Source organism: Nonomuraea antri, from assembly GCF_013283785.1.
GTDB classification, from domain to species: domain Bacteria; phylum Actinomycetota; class Actinomycetes; order Streptosporangiales; family Streptosporangiaceae; genus Nonomuraea; species Nonomuraea antri.
Genome location: NZ_JABCPZ010000222.1, coordinates 1 through 17682 on the forward strand (window position 1 = coordinate 1; position 17682 = coordinate 17682).

Here is a 17682-nt window from a genome sequence, read left to right on the forward strand (position 1 = left end):
GTCGGAGCCCGGGGCGGGGTCGCGTGTCGGTGTGCCGGTGCTGGAGGTGCGGCCGGCCGTGCTGGACCGGCGCGCGCTGGGCCCATGGTGGAGCGGCCCGTGGTGGGGCGGCCCTTGGTGGGGCGGCCCGCGCTACGGGGTGCTGCTCGCGCCCGGGGCGAAGGTCGTCGACGAGCGGCGCCGCCGCGCGCTGAACGCCCCCGCGCTCGCCCTCGCCACCGCCGCCGGGCGGGCGATCGTCGTGGGCGAGCGGGCCGCGCTCGACGCGCTGCTGCCCGACCTCGACGGCGTCCAGGTCACACCCGTCATCCGGACGGCGCCGGACGGCCGCCCGAGAAGAGACGGGATGGGCGCGCACGAATCCGTTGCGACGGGCACGGTGGTGGCGCACAAACCCGTCACGGGAGGTGCGGTGGTGGCGAACGAGCCCGTCGCGGGGGACGCGGTGGTGGCGTACGACCCGTACGTGGGTTACTACGCGGCCGTCGTGCCCGCCTGCGGGCGTTCCCACGTGTTGTGGCGGCACTTCCACGCCCGCCCGGCCGGGGAAACGATCGCCGTTACGGCGCTGCGCGTCCGGCGGCCCGTCCTGCTGGACGTCGTCCCCGACGGCGCCGGCCCGCTGACGACGGAGCCCTGCCCCAGCCATGGCACCCCGATCGTCACGCACCGATCGACGAGCACCGAGGGAAACCATCATGATCACGACTGAGCCGGCCACCTCGACCGCCAGGCCCGCCGCCCCGTTCTGGCGGTCCAACCGGGTGGCGCTGCTGCTGACCGCGCTGGCGGTGGCGCTGGCCGCGGTGGTGCGCTTCGTCCTGCCGTACGAGCGGGAGATCAGCTCCGTGTGGATGCTGCTGGTCAAGCTCACCCCGCAGCTCGCCGCCTGCGCCGCGGTGGCCTGGCTGGACGTCGACTGGGCGCGCCGCCTGCGGCTGCACCTGATCGCGCTGCCGGCGATCTTCCTGGCGTTCCTCGGCTACTTCGTGCCCCAGACGTTCATGACCGCGCTGGACATGGTGGACGGCACGGCCGCGTTCGAGGACCTGTACCTGCACGTGGTGGTGTTCGTGCCGTTCATCATCGTCGCGCTCGCGCTGGCCTACCGGCTCGGCGGCGGCTCGCGCGAAGGCGTGCTGCGGGTCGGCGCGGCGATGACGATCCTGCAGATGTCGGGCCTGGAGGATCTGGTGGCGGTGCTGCTGAACAGCCGGCTGGACGGGATCCCCGAGGTCTGGGACTGGGCGCACCACATCACGGTCCGGCTCGGGCACGTGGCGAGCAGGAACGAGGCGTACGCGTTCATCGCGGCGCACCTGCTGCTGGCCGTGCTGACGCTGGCGCTGCCGCGCCGCTGGTTCACCGCGCTGCGTCACCGCCTGCGCCGCCGCCCCTGACCCGCGGCTCCCCCGGTGCCGCCAGTGCCACCACCGCCCTTGACCGGCGGGCACCCCGTTCCCCGGTGCCGTCAGGGCTGCCACGGGGGCCGGGTGCGGGCGGCGCCGCTGGACCACTGTCGCCACCCGCCGTTCGCGCCGGCCGGCGGCGGGACGTACCAGCCGCCTTCGGCGATCTGCTCGGCCAGCCCGGCGACGCCTTCGTCGAGCAGGTCGCGGACGGTGTGCTCGCGCACCCGCTCGCGCAGCCCGCGCAGCGTCCGCGCGGCCTCCTCGCGGTAGCCGGGCAGCGCGTCGGCGGGGAAGAGCTCGTCCTGTAATTGCTGCAGCCGCTGCCGAAGTTCGCGCAGGCAGCGGGCCCATTCCCGGTCCACGGCGGCGGCCGCGCCGGCGCGCACCCGTTCGGCCGTCGCCTCGGCGCCCAGCTCGGCGGCCCTGGCCAGGCACGCCTGGTCGTCGCCACCGCCGGAACCGGGGCCGGGCAGGGCGAGCAGCGCGGCGAGCGGGTCGGGGCCCTCGACGAGGTCGCGGCGGTCGGCGTAGACGGCGTCGCCGGCGGCGTTCAGCACGGCCGAGAAGTCGATCAGCAGCCGCCACCGCTCGGCCTGCCGCTTCTCGATGCCCTGGTGCCAGCGCCGGGTGACCCAGGTGGTGATCCGGCCGTCCGCCGGGTCGTCGCCGACGCCCATGCGGCGCACCAGCGCGGCCATCCGCGCCGACTGCAGTTCCTCCACCGCGAAGTAGAAGCGGGTGTCGCCGCTGCCGCCGGCCAGGCCGCGCCAGCGCTGTTCCAGCCGCCTGGACACCAGGCGCACCGCGCTCAGCACGACGGGCCCGCCGGCGTCGAGCACGCGGCGCCGGTCGGCGGCCCATTCCGGCAGGAGCTGCCGCCGGTTCTCGGCCAGGGCCGCCGTCCAGGCCGCGCCGGTGGCGATGACGGGGTCCAGTCCTGAGCCGAGCGTCCGCTCCTCCACCAGCCAGTCGAGGTCGCCGCCGAGCGGGATCTGGTCGTCGTCCACGGGCTCGGAGAGCAGCGTCACCGTTCCCGGCCGGCCGGCCCGGGCGAGCGGACGGCCGGGGTGCGCGGGGGTCGGCGTCAGCCCGCGCTCTTCCAGCAGCCCGGCCAGCTGTTCGGCCTCCTCGGGCGTGCCGGTGAGGATGAGCACGGGCCGGTCCGCGGCGTGCGCGGCGGCGGCCTCGTCGGCCAGGGCGCGGAGCTTGGCCCGGACGCCGAAGAACAGCGCGTCGGGGTGGTCGTGCCTGCCCGGCGGCGGGGTCTCGACGACCTCGACGCCGAGCCCGTAGCCGTGGCCGAACTGGTCGGCGTCGGTCGCCGCCGTCCGCGCCAGCCCGGACAGGTGCTCGTACCCGCGCATGACATGGCCGATGGTGGTCCAGGCGACCACCTCGCCGTCCTCCTTCAGCATCAGCTCCACGGGGGCCCGGTCGAGCAGGACGACGTCGGCGTCCATGACGACGGCCCGGGCCCGCGCGGGCAGGGCGCGCAGGCCGGGGCCGGGCACGCTGTTGTCGCGCAGGTGGGTCACCGTGAAGTCCTCGGCCGGGCCCACCGTCACGTCGGCGGCGCAGGCCGCGCGCCGCTCCTCGCCGGTCATCCGCCCCTCGCGCAGGACGGCGACCGTCAGCCCGAGGAACCGGCACACCCGGCTCGTGTGCGTGGCGTCGTGCGCGGTGATCAGATGCACGCCGGCCCCGTCGCGCGCGGCGGTGACGGCGTGGAACACGACCGCCAGGGTCGCGGCGGCGGCCGAGCCGGCCCGATCGGCCAGCTCCACCACCGCGCCCCGGCACAGGCCCAGGCCGGCGCGCAGCTCGGCGTCGGAGTGCCGGTGCTCGCACACCCGCGTGGACACCTCTCTGACCGCCGCGAACACCTCGGGCAGCAGCGCGTCGGGCGTTTCCCCGGCGGCCAGGCGGCGGCGGAACTCCGTCGTCGTCCCCGCGAGTTCCCCGTCGGACGACCGCGCCATGTGAGGTTCCAGCGCGTCGATCGCCTGAATCAGCTGATGGTGGTCGTCCCGCACGGCAATCCGCTCCATTTGCCGCCTTCCCCCGTCGTACCGCGTTCCGGAACAGAATGTCATTCCGAAACGATTTCAGCGAGCCCCCGGATCGTCACGGATCGCTTTCGCGCCGGCCTTCGCGGGCCGTCGCGGTCATCACAGCTCCCTGACCCGCAGCAGGGCGCGCAGCCGCAGCTCGGGGTGCGCCTGCCCGGTCGTGCCGTCGACGATCGCCGCTGCGCCGGACCAGGTCGCGCCGCTGTCCTCGACGATCTTGCGCGCGGTGCGGACGGTGGCCGCGGTCTCCACCCAGTCGTCGACGAACAACACCCGGTGCCAGGGACGCAGCACGCGCCGTTGCACCACCCAGTCGAGGGTGCGGTCGGCGTAGTCGGGCGGGGTGCTCCTGGTCACGATCCGGTCCTGGATCAGAGCCCGGTCGCGGGCGTCGCCGTCGGCGCGTCCCTTGCGCATCTCCACGAAACCGGCGCCCGCGGCCGTGGCGACGAGCGGGCCGAGGATGAAGCCGCGGGCCTCGGGGGCGATCACGATGCTGGGACGGCTGTGCGCGTGCAGGCGCGCCAGGGCCGGGCCGAGGCCCGCCAGCACGTCGGCGTGCGCCCACCAGGCCACGATGTCCGCGCCGCCGCCACGCCAGGTGAACAGCGCGCGCAGGCGCGCGACGAGGGTGTCGGTCTCCTGATTCACGTGCACGTGGAGATCATCGGCATGGCGCGAGCCCGGCGTCCACCGGATTTCCGCGGACGACGACCGGGGAAAGTGCCCGTGAACTGCAATGATTACCTTACATAGTCTTGACATCACATTGAGTAACAGTCATGGTGGAGGCGTCCGACCTGCGCGGCCAGCAACTACGCCGGCGGCGGCACCGCCACCATCACCTGGAACACCGGCGACTCCAGCACCGTCGCCTTCGACATCGACGAGACCGTGCTCAACACCGCGAAGGTGTCAGGCACTGTGCAGTCGGGGCAGTTCCAGGGGCAGAGCTTCACCGGCCAGTTCCAGACCGACCTGCTCAGCGGGGCCGCCAAGTGCACCGGCGGCGCGCTGTTCGGCGGCGTGAAGAGCGCCAGGTTCACCGGTCACTACAGCATCGGCTGAGACCAGCACGGCACGGCCCGAGCCGGCCCGCGGCACCGCGCGGGCCGGCGTTCGCACATCCGGGCAAGACTCACCAGGGCAGCGGGCCGGCCTCGCTGAGGAAGGCGCCGGTCGGGCCGTCCGCGCCGAGCGTGGCCAGGCGCACCACGACGGCGGCGCCCTGCGCGGGGGTGAGGTGGCCGCGGTGGTCGTTGATCTCGGTGTCGACGTAGCCGGGGTCGGCGGCGTTGACCAGGATGCCGTCCTTGCGCAGCTCGTTGGCGTACTGCACGGTCAGCATGTTCAGCGCGGTCTTGGACGGCGAGTACGCCGCCGACGTCGGCAGGCCCGACAGCGGCCCGTCCGGGATGGAGTTGACGGTCAGCGACCCGGCGGCGCTGCTGACGTTGACGACGCGCGCCGCGGGCGAGCGCCGCAGCAGCGGCAGCATGGCGTTGGTCACCGCGATCACGCCGAAGACGTTGGTCTCGAACACCGATCTGACCATGTCCAGGTCGACGGTGCTCGGGACCTGGTCGCGGGCGTCCTGCGGGGCGACCCGGCCAGAGCCGGTGATGCCGGCGTTGTTGACCAGCACGTCGAGGTGGCCGAAGCGGTCCTCGATCCAGCGCGCGGCCGCCGCGGCGGTGGCCGGGTCGGTGACGTCCAGGGTGAGCGCGTGCGCGTCGCCCCCGGCCGCCCGCACCGCCGCCGCGGCCCGCGCGCCGCGCCGCTCGTCCCTGGCGCCGATCAGCACCGTCATGCCCAGCGCGGCGAGCCGGTCGGCGACCGCGCGGCCGATCCCCTTGTTCGCCCCGGTGATCAACGCCACCTGCCGGTGGGTGTTCCGCTCGTTCATGGCAAGGCTCCTGTCCGTCAGCGGGAGAATCCGTCTCCCACGGGACGAGACAGCCCCGGCCTCCTGTGACACGGAACCGGCGCGAACCGCGCTACGACGGGGCGGGGTAGCCGTGCAGGGTCTGGGCGATGGCGGCCTCCACGCTGGTGTGGATGTTGAGCGCGTCCCAGATGCCGGTCAGCTGCAGCAGCCGCGCGGGCAGGTCCGACACGTTGGCCAGGTGCAGCGCTCCCCCCTTCCTGCGGACGACCCCGCTGAGGCGCAGCAGCGCGCTCAGGCCGCGGCCGTCCATGAAGGTCAGCCCGCCCAGGTCCAGGATCAGCGCCTGGTTCGGCCGGAGTAGGCCGTCGACGAACGATTCGAGGTCGAGGTCGTTGGTGGAGTCGAGTTCCCCGCTCAGGGTGACGAGCACGCCCGTGATCAGCTCATGGCTGTCGAGCTCCAGCGGGGAACTGGATCCTCGGCCACCTTCGGCACGCGGCGAGCGACGGGTCGAGGGATGTGACGAGGATCGCATGGGCGGCCTCGGAATCAGGTAGGTCGGACCGGCGCCGGTGCGCCGCCTGCCCGTCCACCCTATACGCGCACCGGGTTACCGGAAAGATTGTTCGTCATAGGATCTTCTGTGAATCGTCCCCGCCCCCGGCATCTGCGCGCTTTCGGGGGCCGAGAACCGCGAAAGGTTCACCGCAGTGTCCGAAGACCGCCCCGCAAGCTGGACATTCCTCACTCATCACGCCCGGGTGCTCGTGGAGATCGCCCGCGACCCGCAGATCCGGCTGCGGGACATCGCCTCCGGCATCGGCATCACCGAACGCGCGGTGCAGAGCATCGTGTCCGACCTGCACGCGGCCGGCTACCTCCAGCGTGGCAAGGTCGGCCGGCGCAACCACTACAGCCTCAACCTGGAGCAGAGCTTCCGCTACCCGACCGAGGCCGGGCTGCCGGTCCGGCTCCTGATCGACATCTTCACCCAGCACGACCTGTTCGTCCCCGAGGAGCGGCCCTGACCGGGGCGCGGCCGTCATGCCCGTCGTCCACGGCCCGGGACGTCGTTGCGCTTCAGCGCCGTCTCGATGGCGTCGCAGTAGATCGGCCATCCCCGGTCGAGCCCCCCGGCCCACTCCCAGGCGTGGCGGCCCGCCCCGAACTCCGCCTTCTCCGGCGCCCGGCCGAGCGCCTCGGCGATCTGCAGGAATGACACGGCGGCCGCGGCCAGTTTGGCCTTCTGCCGGCACTCGTCCGCGAGCGGGGTTCCCGGCAGGCGCATGACCTCCTCGTACGGCGGTCCGCCGAGCGCCGCGTACACGGCGTCGACGAAGTCGTGCGCGGTACCCGCCAGCAGGTCCACCCGCTGTGACCCGGCGGGCGCCGTCTCGCCGAGTGCCGCGTACAGGCCGGCCAGGTCGCCGTTGAACCAGTGGTCGGCGGCCGTGGCGGCGAAGCGGGCGAACTGCTTGAACGTCGGGAGCCTGCCGCGGGCGGCGGCGAACTTGTTCACCTCGTAGGCGACGCCGGTCAGCTCACCGTGCCACCGGTGCCGGAGGTACTCGGCGAGGTAGCGGTGGCTCCATCCCCGGCGGTGCCGGGTGATGATGTCGCGCAGCGCCTCGAATCCGGCCCGCCGCTCCCCCGTCGCCAGGTGCCCGCCGTGCGCGTACACCGGCTGGGGCGGGCCGAGCAACCGCTCGGCGTGCTCGAGCTCGTCGAAGACGCTCAGATGGACGGGGGTGCCGGCCTGTTCGAGCTCGGTCAGCCGGCGGGCGTGGTAGGCGCGCAGCCCGGGGATTGTGGTCCTGGACGCAGGCCCCTCGCAGACGAACCAGGCGGTGAGCGCGAGCCCGTGCCAGAACGCGAGCGCGGGCCCCAGGGTCTCGGCCATGAGCTTGTGCGGATACGGCTCGCTGACGATGTTCTCCGGCCAGCGCGGCAGGGTGACGCCGTCCCAGAGCCGGTCGACCTCCGCCACCAGGTCGGGTGTCATGAGCCTGCGGTAGAGCTGCCTGACCGGGCCGGGGCCCGCGCCGATGGCGTACGGCGTGTCCTCGACGAGCCCCCACAGGGGCGGCATTCCGGGCGTCTGGCGCGCGTGGACGGCGTCGAACTGCGACCACCAGCGCATCAGGGTGTCGGTCCGGCGCCGCACCGGGGACTCGGCGCCGTCCTGGCCGAGCAAGGCCGCCAGCGTCGCCTGGACGTCGCCAGGCCCGGACCCGGGCCCGTTCCCAGTCCTGGTCCCGGTTCCTTGCGTGGCAGGGGCTGCCTGCGGTCTCGCTCCAGGGAGTGCCGGGGCGATCTCCTCGGCCGGGTCGCGCGGCAGGCCGAGATGGTCGAGGAAGGCCGGCCAGTCGCCGCCGAAGTAGGCGCTCAGTGCGGGCTGCAGGGCCTTGGTGAGCACCTTGCGTGCGGGCGGCGTCCCCTCGCGCGCCTTCTTCAGCGTCGCGGCGATCAGCGCGCGCAGGCGGGTGGCGCGGAAGCGGGCGGCGAGTTGGAGCGGGTCGAGGCGGCTCAGCTCGTCCAGCAGGGCGAGCCTGGCCCGGACCTGGCCGGCCCGGTCGAGCCGGTGCCAGCCGCCGCCGTAGCCGAAGACGTCGGTCCGCGGCGTGCCCGGCACCCCCAGCGCCCGGTACGCCGCGGTGATCTCCGTCCAGTTCCGCCGCTGGTCCTGGACGGGTTTGGCGGAGCCGGCGGCCCGGGTGGCGACGGGCGCCATGAGGTCGTCGAACAGCGGGATGAGCAGGGACCAGGCCGCCATCGCGTCGGGGGTCGAGCCGAGGTGCACGCGGGCGGTGTCCTCGGCGGCGAGGGTGATCGCGTGCCAGGGGTGGTGGCGCAGGTAGGCGGGCAGGTTGAGCACCCCGGCCTTGAGCGAGACCTGCTCGGCCAGGTGCCAGGCGCCGCGTTCCTGCTGGGCGCTCAGCGTGTGCGCCTGCCGTATCAGGGAGTGCTCCTGCGGGCCGATCGTGGCCAGGGTCAGGACGTCGCTGTTCTTCGCGCCGCGCTGTCCCGGGGCGATGGCCGCCACCTGGCGTCCGGCCAGCGCGGCGGCGATCACGTTCGCGGCCAGCCGGTCGAGGTCGGCGAACCTGGCGTGCCCGCCGGACTCGCGCTCCAGGCGCAGGAACTCATCGGGCTCGGCCGCGGCGAGAGCGGCCGCGTACGGGTGTTCGGTCATGGGAGCTGCGACTCCGCTTCGAGTGCGGCCAGTTTCGCGTCCAGGTCCTGGTCGCGGTAGGCGTCGCCGAACCGCGTCGCGCGGCGGCTCACCGCGGAGGCGTCGTGCAGCGCGCCTTCGGCCGCCAGCAGCTTCATCCAGATCTCCACCGACGTCAGCCGCGCGAAGCCCTTGGACAGGTCCTGCTCGTCGACGGCGACCGCGTACGGCGCGGCCTCGGCCAGGCCGAGGTCGAGCGCGGCGAACCCCTCCACGAACCGGAGCCCTTCAGGGGCCCGGCGCCGCTGCGACCACAACTGCTTGACGGCGTTCTGCAGCAGGAAGTGGTAGTCGGACGGGATGCCGGGGAGCTCCACGCCCTCCCACACCCAGCGCACGAGCCGGTCCGCGGTCATGTCCCTGGTGTCGGCGAAGGCCCGGCCGTGCGCGGGCGAGGACGAGGTGCCGCCGTCCGGCGTGGGCCAGAACAGGTAGCGGCTCCCCCGCTCCTGCTCCGGACGGACGTGGGCGCCGGGCAGCCGGGAACGATCCACGTCCGGGCTCCCCGCGAACCCGATCCCCGGAATGTCGGCCATGCGCGCGTACCACTGGGTCACCCGCCGATACCCCTTCCAGCCAGGCCGGACCATGATCCGGCAGCGTTGCAACGAGAAGATCATCGTCGCGGCCGGCAAGATCGTTACGGCCCGGTTGATCGTGGCGTCAGTTCGCGGGCGCGTCGGCGCCCGCCGGGATGTCGGTGGCGATGTCGGGGTCGGCAGGGGTGTCGGTGGCGGCGCCGGTGGCGATGTCGGCGGCGAAGCGGTCCCACGCGGCCTGGCGCGACACGCCCAGCGCCTCGCCGATCCTGGCCCAGGTGACCCCGCGGTCGCGCAGCAGCCGCACCCACGCGCGCAGGTCGCGCTCGGCCTGCTCCACGGTGAGCGCCTGGCGGGGCAGCATGGCGAGCATGTCCTCGTCGGACATGCCGGACAGGTACTCGTCGGTACGGGGGTCGGGGCCGCGGTGCACCGGCTTGGCGTCGCCCTCCCGCGACGGCGGCGAGGTGGCGATGATCTGGTTGCACAGGTCCACGCAGGCGTCGCAGATGTAGACGCCGGGACCCGCGACCACCCGGGCCGCCTCGGCGTGCGGCCTGCCGCAGAACGAGCAATGGGTCGTCAGGCCGCCGGTGGAGCCCACGGGGCGGGTGCGTCTGCTTCGCGTCACCCCCCGATCATCCCATCGCCGCTTGTCAGCCCGAGCTTGACACAGTTGGCTTGTCAAGGACAGGCTGACAGCCGACGATCTCCCGAAGAGACAGGACACGTCCATGCGCACCCACTTACCCGACCTGCGTCCCAGCCCCGGCGGCCGCGCCCGGCCGGTCGACGCGAGCCGCGCCGGAGCCGTCCCCGCCGGCTATGTCGAGGAGGAATTCCTGATCAGCGGCACCGCCGCCGCCTACCGCGAGGACCCGGCCGAGCCCGGGCGGATCGAGGCCCGCGCCCACGCCCCGTACGTCACCCGCGTCCTCACCCGCGCCCCCGAACGGCGGGAACGCTTCAACGGCGTCGTCATCGTGGAGTGGTTCAACGTCTCCGCCTACGTCGACGCCGGCGTGGAGTGGCTCTACACCCACACCGAGCTGGTGCGCGAGGGATACGCGTGGGCCGGCGTCTCGGCCCAGTGCGCCGGCGTCACCGGCAGCGTCACGCCGCCCGAAGGGGACGCGCCCGGCGGGCTGGTGACCGCGGACCCGGACAGGTACGGCACGCTGCGCCACCCCGGCGACGACTGCTCCTACGACATCTTCTCCCAGGCCGGACGGGCAGTCGCCAAGCTGTTCCCGGGCGCCAGGCTCATCGCCGCCGGCGTGTCGCTGGCCGCCTACCGGCTCAGCACCTACATCAACGCGGTCGATCCCGTCGCCCGCGTGTACGACGGCTTCCTGACCCACAGCCGCATCGGGGCCGCGTCCCAGCTCGTGCTACCCGAGCCGGTCGAGATGGATCCGCAGCCGATGCCGTTCGGCGAGCCCCGGGTCCCGGTGCTGGCGCTGCTCACCGAGACCGACGTGATCACCATGGACTACCTGTCCGCCCGCCGGGCCGACGGGCCGCTGCTGCGCGTCTGGGAGGTCGCCGGGGCGGCCCACGCCGACACCTACGTCGACGTCGCCGCCGGGCACGACATGACGTCCATGGATCCCGCCGCGCTGGCGGCCGCGCTCGCGCCCCGGCAGCGCGCGGCCGGCTTCGACGTCGGCCACACCGTCAACGCCGCGCCGCAGCACCACTACGTCGCCAACGCCGCCGTCCACCGCCTGGCCCGCTGGGTGCGCGACGGCACTCCCCCGCCGCACGCCCCGCTCCTGGAGGTCCTGCCGGGTCCGCCGCCGCTGCTGCGCCGCGACGAGCACGGCAACGCGCGCGGCGGCGTCCGCACCCCCTGGATGGACGTGCCCACCGCGATGCTGACCGGGATCAGCCCGAACGACGGCCTGATCGAGCGGCTGTTCGGCCACACCGTCCCGTTCACCGGCGACACCCTCGCCCGGCTCTACCCGGGCGGCGCGGACGACTACCTGCCGGCCTTCCACGCCGCCACCGACGCCGCGATCGCGGCCGGGTTCCTGCTCGCGGCGGACGGCGACGAGATCAAGGCGCTCGCCGCCGCCGCGTATCGGGCCGCGGCGGAGATGCCGCTAGCGTGATCGGGTGCCGCAGACGTACTGGAATCACAACGTCCACTACCAGAAGCTGGTGCTGAGGCTCCTGCCCGAGGGGTGCGCGCGGGCGCTAGACGTGGGCTGCGGCGACGGACTGCTGGCCGCCAGGCTCGCCGCGGCCGTGCCCGGCGTGACCGCGGTGGACCGCTCGCCCGAGGCGATCAAGCTGGCCGGGCGGCGGCACGGCGGCGTGCCGAACGTGACGTTCGTCGAAGGCGACTTCCTGGACGCGGACCTGCTGCCCGAGGGCGGCCACGACTTCGTCAGCGCCGTCGCGGTCGTGCACCACGCGGACTTCGGCGCGGCCGCGGCCGCGCTGCGGCGGTTGCTGGCCCCCGGCGGGCGGCTGGTGGTCATCGGCCTGGCCAAGGACACCTCGCCGCGCGACTGGGTCCACCGGCTCGCCGGGCAGGCCGTCTCGCGCGTGCTGGCGCCGTTCCACGGCGGCAAGCGCGGTCCCGGCGACGGGGTGTTCGCCGTGAACCCGGTGATGCCGTGGGCCGAGACCGCGCGGGCCGCCGCCAGGGAACTGCCCGGGTGCCGCTTCCGTCGGCTGCTGCTGCGGCGGTATCTGCTGGTGTGGGACAAACCCCGCTAGGACGACTCCCGCGACCAGGTCACGGTGGCGGCGAGGTCGCGGGCAGGTCGTCCGGCTGGTTGTCCGGCGGCTCGGCGGGCAGGTTGTCCGGGAGGTCGAGCACGGCCCGGGGGCCGCCGTTGGCCGCCAGCCAGCGGCTCACCCGGCAGGCGGCCTTGGCGTAGGTGTTCCGGTCGGCCCGGGCCGCGCGCAGCCACTCGTCGAGCGTGCGCGGCAACGCCTCGTCCGTGGACACCAGGCACCGGTCGCCGGCCGTCTCGGGCTTGAGGTAGCGGGAGTCGTCGGCGACCACGACGGCCAGTCCCTCGTCGAACCACTGCGGGACCCGGCCGGCCGCCGAACCGAGCCGGGTGTGCAGTTCGACGTGTGACATCTCGTGCGCGGCGATCGCCACGTCGATGCCGCTCGGCGACAGCATGACCGCCCGGTTCAGCACCGCGACGCCGCGTTCCCCGCCGCCGCCGATCCGCCGGTAGCAGACGGCGCTCGCGCAGGCCAGGACGTCGGGCGTGCTGCGGCGTCCGCCGTAGAACGCGGCCACCCGGCGTTCGGCCGCGTCGACGACCGCGGCGATCTCCCGTTCGCGGGCGGCCGGCAGCCCGGGCTCGATGTACAGGCCCGGCCTGAGCCTGGTCATCCCGTAGCAGCCGGGGCAGGTCGTGGCGGCGACCGACGGGAAGGCGACCGCGACGCCGCCCGCCGCCAGCGCGGCGGCCACCAGCAGCCCGGCGACCGCGATCAGCACCCGGCGCCGCCACTTGCCGCCTCGCCCCATGCTTCGCCGCTTCTCGCCTCGCCCGTTCTCGGCTCGACGGCCCGTCGCGTCGTCCCCGTGTGTCGTCATCACGTCCCATCCTGGCCCATCCCGGGTCGTCGGGGCCGTCATTCGACGAGCAGGTCGTCCGGGGTGGCGCGGGCCAGGGCGGCGAGCGTGGCCAGCGCCCTGGCCAGGGTCTCGGCGGACGGCGACGCCAGGCCGAGCCGGACGGCGTTCGGCGCGCGGTGACGTCCGACGGCGAACGCCGCCGCCGGGGTGACCGCGATGCCGTGCCGGGCGGCGGCGGCCACGAACGTGTCGGCCCGCCACGGCGGCGGCAGCTCCCACCAGCAGGAGAAGGAGTGCGGGTCGGCGCGCACCGCGAACTCGCCCAGGTGCTCGGCGGCCAGCCGCTGCCTGGCGACGGCCTGGTGGCGCTTGGCCTCGGCCACCGTGCCGGCGACGCCGTCGCCCACCCAGCGCGTCGCGGCGTCCAGCGCGAAACGCATCGGCGTCCAGGCCCCGGAGCGCAGTGCGGCGGCGACGCTCGCGGCCAGCGGCCCGGGGGCGACGACGAACCCCACGGTCAGGCCGGGCGCCAGCCGCTTGGACAGGCTGTCGACGAGGATGGTCCGCTCGGGGGCCAGCGCGGCCAGCGGCAGAAGGTCGGGGCGCAGGAACGACCAGACCGCGTCCTCGATCGCGGGCAGGTCCAGCCGTCTCAGGAGGTCCGCCAGCTCGGCCTTGCGGCTCGCCGTCATGGTCAGCGACAGCGGGTTGTGCAGCGTCGGCTGCAGGTAGACGGCGTCGAGCGGGGTCTTGCGCGCGGCGGACTCGACGGACTCAGGCACCAGCCCGGAGGCGTCGACGGCCAGCGGCACGAGCGTGACGCCGAGGCGCCCGGCGATGGCCTTGACCACCGGATAGGTGAGCTCCTCCACGCCGATCCTGGCGCCGGGTGACGCCAGCGCCGCCATGGCCGCGGCGATCGCCTGGCGGCCGTTGCCGGCGAACAGCACCTGCTCGGGCGCCGGCCGCCAGCCCGGGCGGGCGAGCAGGTCGGCGACCCGGCCCCGGGCCTGCGCGGTTCCTGCCGCGCCCACCGGGCGCATCGACGATTCCAGCACGTCGGGCCGGAGCAGCGCGGCGATGCTCTCGGCCTGGAGGCCCGCCTGCTCGGGCACGAAGGCGTGGTTGAGCTCCAGGTCGACCGTGCTGCTCCCGGGTTCGGTGAGCGCGGGGCCAGGAAGTGGGACGGCGGCCCTGACGAACGTGCCGCGCCCGACCTCGCCCACCGTCAGGCCGCGCCTGATCAGCTCCTTGTAGACGCGGGCGGCGGTGGAGCCGGCGATGCCGCGCCTGCGGGCGAACTCCCGCTGGGTGGGCAGGCGGTCGCCGGGCCGCAGCCGCCCGGCCGCGATCTCGGCCGCCACCTCGTCGGCGACTCGCCGGTAGTCGTCCATCCCGGCAGTCAAGCACAACATTGCTCCGAGTTCAATCCTCGATATTGCTCTGAGCTGAGATGACGAAATATCGTTCCAAAGTCGGCGTATTGATGAATGCATTGGTGGGAGAACGATGGTCGAGCAGAGCGCGGTGCTCGGTGTGGTGTCGATCGCGCTGGGCATGGTGTTGTCCCCGGGGCCCAACATGATGTACCTGGTGTCGCGAAGCATCGGCCAGGGCCGCCGGGCCGGCGTCGTCGCCCTGGGCGGGGTCGCGGCCGGGTTCCTGGTCTATCTGCTGGCCGCGAACCTGGGCCTGGCGGTGCTGTTCGCCGCCGCGCCGCAGCTGCTCACCGCCATCAGGTTCGCCGGTGCGCTCTACCTGCTGTGGCTGGCGTGGCAGACGGTCCGGCCCGGCGGCGTGTCGGTCTTCGGCGTCCAGCCGGTGCCCGCCGATTCCGCGCGCCGGCTGTTCACCATGGGACTGATGACGAACCTGCTCAACCCGAAGATCGCCATCCTGTACGTGTCGATCATCCCGCAGTTCGTCGACCTCGGCAGGGGCGACGTGCTGGCCCAGGGGCTCGTGCTCGGGGCGTGCCAGATCGCGGTGGCCGTCACGGTGAACCTGGCGTTCGTGCTGGCCGCCGGGGCCGTGGCGGGTTTTCTCGCGCGCCGTCCCGCCTGGCTGCGGACGCAGCGGATCGCCATGGGCGGCCTGCTCGGCGTCCTGGCCGTGACGCTCGCGCTCAGCGGCTCCGGCGGCCCGCCAACCGTCCCGGCCTCGTGAGTGTTCAGCTCGGACGTCCGCCGGGATCGACGGCGACGGCGCGGTGCAGCAGGTCGGTGAGCTCTTCCGCGTAGGCGGGGTCGGACACGTCGTGACCGGTCGCCACCCGCAGGAAGACCGCCCCGACCAGCAGCTCCAGGAACACCTGCTGGTCGACGCCGGGCCGCGCCCCGGGCTGGGCGAGCGTCCTGGCCAGGTGGTCGCGGCGCGGCTGGACCAGGTCGAGGCGGAAACGCCGGTCGCCCCGGTCCCGCAGGTCCGCCATGAGGCCGAGGAACGCGTGCGCCATCGCGGGGCCGCCGAACCTGGCCAGCACCGCGTCCACCCACGCGCGCAGGTCCCGCCGCAGGTCTCCCGTCACGCGGACCTCGGCCGGCGCCGAACGTCCGAACAGCGCCTGCGCCACGATGTCGGACTTGGCCCGCCAGCGCCGGTAGACCGCGGGACGGCTGACCCCGGCGCGGCGCGCGATGGCGTCGATCGAGGTCTGCTGGTAGCCCACCTCGACCACCAGCTCGAGCGCGGCCCGCAGCACCCGGGCGTCGAGGTCGGGGTCTCTCGGCCGTCCCTTGACGGCCGGGCTTTCGCGTTCCACTATTCGTTCCAGACTGTAACGTAAATCACACCTCAGGCGCGAAGGTGGGACAGGGAGTCTCCCATGGCCAAACGCGTCCTCATCGCGCTCTTGATGGTGACAGCCTTCCTCACCGCGACGCCGTCCGCGCAGGCGCAGCAGCAGCCGCCGTCCGCGCAGGCGGAGCAGCCGCGCCAAGGGCTGCGGATCCTGCTCACCAACGACGACGGCTACGGCTTCCCGTTCATCCAGGGACTCAAGCAGGCACTGGACGCCGCCGGGCACGAGGTCACCATCGTCGCCCCGGCCACGGACTCCAGCGGCACCGGCACCGCCTTCAACGCCAGGTTCGGCACCACGCTGCAGGCCGAGCGGAAGGCGCCCGGCGTCTGGGCGGTCAGCGGCAGCCCGGGCGACGCGGTGGCGTTCGGCCTGCGCGTGCTGTACGCGGGCGACCCGCCCGACCTGGTCGTCTCCGGGCCGAACGCGGGGCAGAACGTCGCCGCCGTCGCCAACCACTCCGGCACCGTGGGCGCGACCATCGCCGCCCTGGACGACGGCGTGCCCGCCGTCGCGTTCAGCACCGCCGTGGACCTCACGACCGACCCGCCGTCGTTCCCGAGCGCGCAGCGGTCGATCGCCTTCGCGGTGAAGCTGGTCGACCGGCTGGCGAGGGGGCGGGAGATCCTGCCGTCCAGGACCGTGCTGAACGTGAACTACCCGGTGCGGCCCAACGGCAGGGTCAGCTTCGCGCGGCTGGGCACCTCGGCGTTCGTCTCGACCGCCTACGCGCCCGCCCCGGAGGCGTGCGCGACCTGCTACCGGATCCTGCCCGTGCTGACCTCGGCGCCCGACCCGGTGCCGGACGCGGACCGCACGCTGCTCGACGCCGGGCACGTGACGATCACCGCGCTGGACGGCAGCTGGGAGGCGCATCCGGCGGCGACGGCACGCCTGCGCCCCCGTCTGGCGGGCCTGCGCCCGTAGCCGGACCCCGCTCGGCCATGTGGGCGGTTCCTCGGCGGTCCACCAGCGGAGTTACGCGAATCCGCGTAGTTCACCGGGCCCGCGTACGCTCCGCGTCGTAGGCGGTGGCGCGCCCTCGGGGGGAGTCCCGTCGCGGGCGGGGAACCGTAGGATCGCGGCATGATCCCCCGCGTGGTGTCCGCACGCCTGCCCGCGCCGGCGCAGCTGCTGTCGAAGCGCCTGCCCGCACCGGCGCAGGACGTGCTGCTCGCACTCTTCGTCACGGCGATGCAGGTCCAGGGCACCCTGTCCCGTATCGCCGCCGAGGGGGCGACCCGGCCGCTCAGCGACCTCGGATCGCTGGGATACGTCCTGCTGGTCGCGGGCGGGGTGGCCGTCGTGGTGCGGCGCCGGTGGCCGGTGGCGGTGTTCTGCGTCACCGCGCTGAGCAGCCTGGCCTACTACGGCCTCGGCTTTCCCGACGGGCCCGGCTGGCTCGGGCTGTTCGTCGCGCTGTACACGCTGGCCGCGTACGGGGACGGCCGCCGCTCGCTGGTGACGGCCGGCGTGGGCGTCACCGTGCTCGCCGTCGTCTGGCTGGTCGCGGCGGCCGACATCGAGCCGCGCGCCGCCATCGGCTGGGTGTTCTTCCGCATCGGCGCGTCGGTGATGAGCGCGGCGCTGGGCGAGTCCGTCCGGTCGCGCCGGGTCATCGCGTTCGAGGCGCAGGAGCGCGCCGAACTGGCCGAACGGACGCGCGAGGAGGAGGCCCGGGCCCGCGCCGACGCCGAACGGCTGCGGATCGCCCGCGAGGTCCACGACACGGTCGCGCACGCCATCGCGATCATCAACGTCCAGTCCGGCGTCACCGCGCACGTCCTGGACAAGCGGCCGGATGCCGCCAGGGAGGCGCTGCGCGCCATCGAGCAGACCAGCTCGCGGGCGCTGCGGGAGATGCGGGCCATCCTCGGCGTCCTGCGCGGCGACGACGACGGCGAGTACGGCGACGGACGCCAGCCGTACCCGGGCATGGGACAGATCGGCGAGCTGACCGACAAGGCCCGCGCGGCCGGGCTCGACATCCGGCTCGACCAGGGCGAGCCGGCGACGCCGCTGCCGAGCGCGGTGGGCGGCGCCGCCTACCGCATCCTGCAGGAATCACTCACCAACGTGATCAGGCACGCCGGCCCGACCCGGGTGACGGTGGCGCTGAACCCCGGGACCGAGAACTTGGAGATCCGCGTGACCGACGAGGGCCGCCGGCCGACCCCGCCCAGCGA

General features: G+C 74.0%; 19 protein-coding genes. 9 read left to right on the forward strand and 10 right to left on the reverse strand.

The window, feature by feature from the left end; translation table 11 throughout:
- Both HII36_RS44105 and HII36_RS44110 read left to right on the forward strand, forming a co-directional pair.
- Positions 1 to 712, forward strand: a 712-nt coding sequence (locus tag HII36_RS44105) for a hypothetical protein (RefSeq protein ID WP_217370715.1), incomplete at its 5' end; no start/stop codon positions are given.
- A complete protein-coding gene (locus HII36_RS44110) occupies positions 699 to 1400 on the forward strand; it encodes a hypothetical protein (protein WP_173529326.1) in 702 nt (233 codons plus the stop codon). The genes HII36_RS44105 and HII36_RS44110, both read left to right, overlap by 14 nt.
- Before the next feature lie 71 nt (positions 1401 to 1471).
- Here the strand turns inward: HII36_RS44110 and HII36_RS44115 are convergent, their stop codons facing one another.
- Together HII36_RS44115 and HII36_RS44120 are read right to left on the reverse strand one after the other, a co-directional pair.
- Entirely contained in the window at positions 1472 to 3460 is a 1989-nt protein-coding gene (locus HII36_RS44115; RefSeq protein ID WP_173529327.1) for a preprotein translocase subunit SecA, read from the reverse strand.
- 120 nt (positions 3461 to 3580) lie between these two features.
- On the reverse strand, positions 3581 to 4138 hold the full coding sequence (locus tag HII36_RS44120) for an adenine phosphoribosyltransferase (protein ID WP_173529328.1): 558 nt from the start codon (positions 4136 to 4138) through the stop codon (positions 3581 to 3583).
- Positions 4139 to 4393: 255 nt separating this feature from the next.
- Here HII36_RS44120 and HII36_RS44125 point away from each other — a divergent pair, with 255 nt between their 5' ends.
- Positions 4394 to 4549, forward strand: a complete 156-nt coding sequence (locus HII36_RS44125) for a hypothetical protein (protein ID WP_173529329.1) — start codon at positions 4394 to 4396, stop codon at positions 4547 to 4549.
- A 70-nt stretch (positions 4550 to 4619) separates the two neighbouring features.
- On the opposite strand, the gene HII36_RS44130 is transcribed toward HII36_RS44125, so the two are convergent.
- Positions 4620 to 5387: an SDR family NAD(P)-dependent oxidoreductase gene (locus HII36_RS44130; RefSeq protein ID WP_173529330.1), complete on the reverse strand. Its 768-nt coding sequence runs from the start codon at positions 5385 to 5387 to the stop codon at positions 4620 to 4622.
- Positions 5388 to 5478: 91 nt separating this feature from the next.
- Positions 5479 to 5799: an STAS domain-containing protein gene (locus tag HII36_RS44135; protein WP_173529331.1), complete on the reverse strand. Its 321-nt coding sequence runs from the start codon at positions 5797 to 5799 to the stop codon at positions 5479 to 5481.
- 280 nt (positions 5800 to 6079) lie between these two features.
- Between HII36_RS44135 and HII36_RS44140 the strand changes: the two genes are divergently transcribed.
- Entirely contained in the window at positions 6080 to 6397 is a 318-nt protein-coding gene (locus HII36_RS44140; protein ID WP_173529332.1) for a helix-turn-helix transcriptional regulator, read from the forward strand.
- Between the two features lie 14 nt (positions 6398 to 6411).
- Here HII36_RS44140 and HII36_RS44145 read toward each other — a convergent pair whose 3' ends face one another.
- The 3 genes from HII36_RS44145 to HII36_RS59380 form a co-directional block, all read right to left on the reverse strand.
- Positions 6412 to 8562: a stress protein gene (locus HII36_RS44145; RefSeq protein WP_173529333.1), complete on the reverse strand. Its 2151-nt coding sequence runs from the start codon at positions 8560 to 8562 to the stop codon at positions 6412 to 6414.
- Positions 8559 to 9158: a hypothetical protein gene (locus HII36_RS44150; protein ID WP_173529334.1), complete on the reverse strand. Its 600-nt coding sequence runs from the start codon at positions 9156 to 9158 to the stop codon at positions 8559 to 8561. Before HII36_RS44150 ends, HII36_RS44145 begins: the two co-directional genes overlap by 4 nt.
- Positions 9159 to 9264: 106 nt before the next feature.
- Entirely contained in the window at positions 9265 to 9771 is a 507-nt protein-coding gene (locus HII36_RS59380; RefSeq protein WP_407940869.1) for a ClpX C4-type zinc finger protein, read from the reverse strand.
- 103 nt (positions 9772 to 9874) lie between these two features.
- On the opposite strand from HII36_RS59380, the gene HII36_RS44160 reads away from it, so the two are divergent.
- Both HII36_RS44160 and HII36_RS44165 read left to right on the forward strand, forming a co-directional pair.
- Positions 9875 to 11257: an alpha/beta hydrolase domain-containing protein gene (locus HII36_RS44160; protein ID WP_173529336.1), complete on the forward strand. Its 1383-nt coding sequence runs from the start codon at positions 9875 to 9877 to the stop codon at positions 11255 to 11257.
- Positions 11258 to 11261: 4 nt separating this feature from the next.
- The gene (locus tag HII36_RS44165) at positions 11262 to 11870 is read left to right on the forward strand and encodes a class I SAM-dependent methyltransferase (RefSeq protein ID WP_173529337.1); all 609 of its coding nucleotides are present in this window, start codon (positions 11262 to 11264) and stop codon (positions 11868 to 11870) included.
- Between the two features lie 19 nt (positions 11871 to 11889).
- On the opposite strand, the gene HII36_RS44170 is transcribed toward HII36_RS44165, so the two are convergent.
- Positions 11890 to 12645 carry a hypothetical protein gene (locus HII36_RS44170; RefSeq protein WP_173529338.1) on the reverse strand — a complete coding sequence of 252 codons (756 nt, stop codon included), beginning with the start codon at positions 12643 to 12645 and terminating at the stop codon, positions 11890 to 11892.
- A 107-nt stretch (positions 12646 to 12752) separates the two neighbouring features.
- On the reverse strand, positions 12753 to 14090 hold the full coding sequence (locus tag HII36_RS44175; RefSeq protein WP_173529339.1) for an aminotransferase-like domain-containing protein: 1338 nt from the start codon (positions 14088 to 14090) through the stop codon (positions 12753 to 12755).
- Positions 14091 to 14205: 115 nt separating this feature from the next.
- Between HII36_RS44175 and HII36_RS44180 the strand changes: the two genes are divergently transcribed.
- Positions 14206 to 14862 carry a LysE family translocator gene (locus HII36_RS44180; protein WP_173529340.1) on the forward strand — a complete coding sequence of 219 codons (657 nt, stop codon included), beginning with the start codon at positions 14206 to 14208 and terminating at the stop codon, positions 14860 to 14862.
- 4 nt (positions 14863 to 14866) lie between these two features.
- On the opposite strand, the gene HII36_RS44185 is transcribed toward HII36_RS44180, so the two are convergent.
- A complete protein-coding gene (locus tag HII36_RS44185) occupies positions 14867 to 15457 on the reverse strand; it encodes a TetR/AcrR family transcriptional regulator (RefSeq protein WP_173529341.1) in 591 nt (196 codons plus the stop codon).
- A 63-nt stretch (positions 15458 to 15520) separates the two neighbouring features.
- Here HII36_RS44185 and surE point away from each other — a divergent pair, with 63 nt between their 5' ends.
- On the forward strand, positions 15521 to 16423 hold the full coding sequence (gene surE / locus HII36_RS44190; protein ID WP_173529342.1) for a 5'/3'-nucleotidase SurE: 903 nt from the start codon (positions 15521 to 15523) through the stop codon (positions 16421 to 16423).
- A gap of 159 nt (positions 16424 to 16582) precedes the next feature.
- Positions 16583 to 17682 (forward strand): sensor histidine kinase (locus HII36_RS44195; RefSeq protein ID WP_173529343.1); only part of this gene is annotated, 1100 nt, incomplete at its 3' end.